Here is a 4,817-nt window from a genome sequence, read left to right as displayed (position 1 = left end):
CACCTCGACCACTGCGCCGGTGTCGCCCTGAATCAGAGCATAGAACCGATACGTCCTGCGCTTGCCCGCCTCGATCCGGCCTGACTGGTCCGGCGCTATCGAGAGCGACTGCGGGAACACCCGAACCAATGAGCTGACCTTGTCGTTGGCACGATTCACATCCTTCACGAGTGCCGTCGAGCAACTGACCGTCCAATCGCCTGCTTCTGCCACCCAAGGCGGAAACGCAAGCTCCGCTGTGGAACCAGCCGGCAGTGCGTCTGTGACATTCACCTTCTCGTTGTAGCTCGCGCCGATGCGGAACCGCACGTCGAAGTACCGCTCTTGCCTATTGCCGATGTTCCTGATTCGTGCCCGCGGTATCACGGTATCGCCCGCCCGCACGCTGCCTACTGGCGAGACGATCGCAACAGCGCCGACATCGTGTAGGGGAGGCGGGAGCACTTGAACCGTGTCCACGATTGTATCGTTTGCTGGTTTGTTGTCGCCAAAGAGCGATGTGTGACACGTTACTTCCAGCGAACCGACAGGTCCGGCAGTCCAAGCCGGGAAGACCAGTGTGTCGGAGCGCTCCGAGGCCAGTGTTTCCTGCACCGTTTGCGAATAGCCCGCGCCTATGTCCATTGTCACCGGGAATACTCCCTGAGTCAGACCGAAGTTGCGGACGACCACCGACGGTACGTACACCTGACCGGACTCCGCTATCCCGGGCGGCGACAAGATCGCGATAGGGCCAACATCGAGGTCAGGATTGGTCTTGATGAGACAGACGTCACAATTCGCATTGGAGTCGCCAACATACCCAGCGATGATGTAGCCACCATCAGCAGTCTGTCGGACGCAGCGACCTGCGTCATAGGCTGAATCGGCGTAGATTCTCGTCCAGAGAGTATCACCTTGAGTATTGGTCCTGACAACATAGATAGTTCCAAATGTCCAGGAGGTGGTCCCAGCGATGATGTAGCCGCCATCTGTGGTTTGTTGGACCGAGTAGCCGCTGTAGTTTCCGTTTCTGTTATAGACTCGGCACCAGAGAGAATCTCCGGCGGCATTGGTCTTGAGAAGCAAGACGCCCTTTTCCGGTGCTGGGCCCGACTTTCTGCCTGTGACTATGAAACCACCATCAGTCGTCTGCTGAACTGCCTCGCCGTAGTTGATCTGCCCCTCGCCGAAGGTTCTGGTCCAGAGTGTGTCGCCATGAGGATTGGTCCTGACGAGATAGACGCGATAGTATGCTGAGCCTGCGACGATGTACCCCCCGTCAGCAGTTACCTGGACCGCGCGGCCTCCGGCGCCTCTAGGCCCGCCGTAGGTTCTGGTCCAGAGCGTGTCGCCCGAGGCGTTCGTCCTCAGGAGCCAGACGTCAGTGATGATAGAGTCGGGAGAGCGGGTCGCGCCCGCTATGACGTAGCCGCCGTCAGATGTCAGGGCGATGGAGTAGGCTGCGGCGTCGCCGAAATCAGCGCCATAGGTGCGAGTCCAGACCGTGTCGCCCTGAGCATTGGTCTTGATCAGATAGACTGCAGAGTAGCTTGTGTCAAACCCGGATCTGGTGTAGCCCGCGACGATGAATCCGCCATCGGTGGTCTGCTGGACTGAGTATCCCACGTCGTCGTTCCGACCGCCGAATGCCCTGCTCCATAGTGTATCTCCCCGAGAATTGGTCCTGATGAGATAGACGTCACGTCTTCCCGCACCGTATGAGGACGTATAGCCTGCGACGATGTAGCCGCCGTCAGATGTCTGTTGGACGGAGAAGCCCCTATCATTATCCTGCCCACCATAGGTTCTGATCCAGTTTGTCTGGGCAGAGGCGAATGAGACAAGACAGACGGCGGACAGCAGAAGGCAACCGATGACCGGAGGCAGCGTCCTCATCGCGGACATGCTAAGACCGGCGAGGCGCTCTGTCAACAGGAAATCGTGTCACGGCAGCGGAGAGGTTCAGAGGGACAGAGAAGACCACGATTTGTCGGCTCAATACGCTCCCTACTGCCGCGTCAGCACCAAGCGCTTGCGGATGCGGTCGGTCTTCCCCGAGTGCACATAGTCGAGCAGGTACTCATACGTGCCGGGGGCGATTGTGCGGCCGTGGTCGTTGACGCCACTCCAGTCCAAGAAGTGGACTCCGGCCGCGAGGTCGGCGTTCGCAAGGACGCGGCAGACCCTCTCTCCCGCCCGCGTGTAGACAGTCAGGCTTGCCCTGCCGTCCTCTGGCAGACCGATGACAAACGTGGTGTGGTTGCCGAATGGATTCGGGAAGTTGTGGACGGAGAATGCGGGCAAGAGAGTGAGACTCAGGACGGCCGTGTCGGCGATGTCTGGGCGATCACCCACCTGTCCCGCCACGAGGAATACTCCCTGACCGAGCGATGCTGTGTCTCCCTGCATCCCGGACGGAGCGGTCACGTCGAGCGAGAACCAGCCTGACTCGCCCGGCGCCACATACCCTAGGTCGGGTATTTCGTCTCCATCGGTATCGGTCAGGTCGTTCACGCCGTTGGCGTCACGGAGCCTGACGCTCCAGTCCGTCGGTGCAGACGGCAGCGCCACCTCGACCACTGCGCCGGTGTCGCCCTGAATCAGAGCATAGAACCGATACGTCCTGCGCTTGCCCGCCTCGATCCGGCCTGACTGGTCCGGCGCTATCGAGAGCGACTGCGGGAACACCCGAACCGATGAGCTGACCTTATCGTTGGCACGATTCACATCCCTCACGAGTGCCGTCGAGCAACTGACCGTCCAATCGCCTGCTTCTGCCACCCAAGGCGGAAACGCAAGCTCCGCTGTGGAACCAGCCGGCAGTGTGTCTGTGACATTCACCTTCTCGTTGTAGCTCGCACCGATGCGGAACCTCACGTCGAAGAAGCGCTCTTGCCTATTACCGAAGTTCCTGATCCGGGCCCGGGGTATCACCGTGTCGCCTGCCCGCACGCTGCCGGGTGGCGAGACAATCGCGATTGCGCCGACATCGTGCCAAGGCGGCGGGAGCACTTGGACCGTGTCCACGATTGTGTCGTTGGCCGGGTCCTCATCGCCAGCGAGTGACGTGAAGCACCTGACCGCAACCGAGCCGACCGGTTCCGCAGTCCATGGAGGGAATACGACCGTGTCCAGCGGAACCGACACCAAGGTTTCCTCCACCGACTGGGAATAACCTGAACCGATGTTCATTGTCACCTGGACTATCGACCCCGAAGTCAGACCGAAGTTGCGCACAACCGCACGCGGCACGTACGAGGCACCGGAATCCACGACTCCCGGCGGTGACAGAATCGCGACCGGTCCCACGTCCAGCTTCCCATTGGTCTTGATGAGATACACATCGCGTGCGCCCGCACTAGCGGACACCGTCCAGCCTGCAATGATGTAGCCAGTGTCCGAGGTGAGCCCGATAGAGAAACCTCCGTCCTTGTTCGTTCCACCGAAGGTCCTGGTCCACAGTGTGTCCCCCAGAGCATTGGTCTTGATGAGATAGACATCGTCGTCCCCTGCGCCGAAGGACTGGGTGTAGCCTGTGATGATGTAGCCGCTATCTGCGGTCTGCCAGACCGAGCTGCCCCCATCGTTGCTCGTCCCGCCATAGGTTTTGGTCCAGAGCGTATCGCCCGTGGCGTCGGTCTTGATGAGGTAGACATCGCCAGATCTTTCGCCTGCGACAACAAAACCGCCGTCAGTCGTTTGTTGGACAGAGTTACCAATGTCTTCGTCCGGCCCCCCGTAGGTTCTGGTCCAGAGCGTATCGCCTTGAGCGTCGGTCCTGACCAGATAGACCGCGTGGATCTTTCCACCGAACGACGCGGTCCAGCCAGCCACGATGTAGCCGCCATCCGTGGTTTGGCGGACGGAGTAGCCCTCGTCGCACTGGTCTCCGCCGTGCGTTCTGGTCCAGAGAGTGTCGCCATAGGCATCGGTCTTGATGAGATAGACACCGCCAGCTAGACTGAAGGACGAAGTCGAGCCGCCTATGATGTAGCCCCCATCCGACGTCTGTTGCACGGAGTATCCCTGTTCATTGTCCGGCCCGCCGTAGGTTCTGGTCCAGAGAGTGTCGCCCCTCGCATCGGTTCTAGTGAGATAGACATCATGGGGCTCCGGCGCCCCGACAGCCGTTCCGCCTGTTGCGATGTATCCGCCATCAGCGGTTTGCTGCGCAGAGTGGCACCAGTCGTAGCCTGGCCCCCCATAGGTCCGTGTCCAGAGAGTTTCGCCTTGGGCACCGGTCTTGATGAGGTAGACATCAACGTTCCCCGCACCGAAGGAATGAGTACGGCCTGCGACCATGTAGCCGCCGTCCGAAGTCTCCTGGACGGACTCGGCATAGTCGTCGCTTGTCCCGCCATAGGTTCTCTCCCAGATCGTCTGGGCTGAGGCAATGGAGGAAAGGCAGACGGCGGACAGAAGAAGGCAGCCGCTGATCAGAGACCGCGTCCTCATCGCGGACATGCTAGGACCGGCGAGGCGCTCTGTCAATAGGGAATCGTGTCAGTCGAATGGCGCTGTCACTGTCCGCTTCGACGGGCGGGGAGAGAAGCAGAAGACTAGAGAGTGAAGATGGAAGGATGAGGATCCGGACGATTGGTAGGAGGGAGATTACGAAATCCAGCGGAAGATTGAGGAGTGAGGACGGAGGAGTGAGGACTCGAACGACCGAGAGGAAGAGAAAGAACGGTTGGTCGCTGACGTGGTTCTGACCCGGTTCTGGGTCAAGTGCCGATTTGTCTGCAAATAGGTGGCTTCGTGTTTTGGTGTGTTCATGCGACTGGCGCGGTCGGAAGCGGCTGGCTGAGCGCGTCCCACAACGCCAGTTCGTTCAT

2 protein-coding genes are annotated in these 4,817 nt (G+C 60.1%); both read right to left on the bottom strand.

The window, feature by feature from the left end:
• Nucleotides 1–1,878 (bottom strand): hypothetical protein (locus FJY68_13425; GenBank protein ID MBM3332825.1); only part of this gene is annotated, 1,878 nt, incomplete at its 3' end.
• Between the two features lie 111 nt (nucleotides 1,879–1,989).
• A complete protein-coding gene (locus tag FJY68_13420; GenBank protein MBM3332824.1) occupies nucleotides 1,990–4,437 on the bottom strand; it encodes a hypothetical protein in 2,448 nt (815 codons plus the stop codon).
• Nucleotides 4,438–4,817: the final 380 nt, after the last annotated feature.

The organism is candidate division WOR-3 bacterium (genome assembly GCA_016867815.1).
Lineage (GTDB): Bacteria > Hydrothermota > Tepidihabitantia > Tepidihabitantales > Tepidihabitantaceae > UBA2258.
Note: the sequence above shows the minus strand (reverse complement) of the source record. Positions and strands in the feature narration are given on the sequence as shown.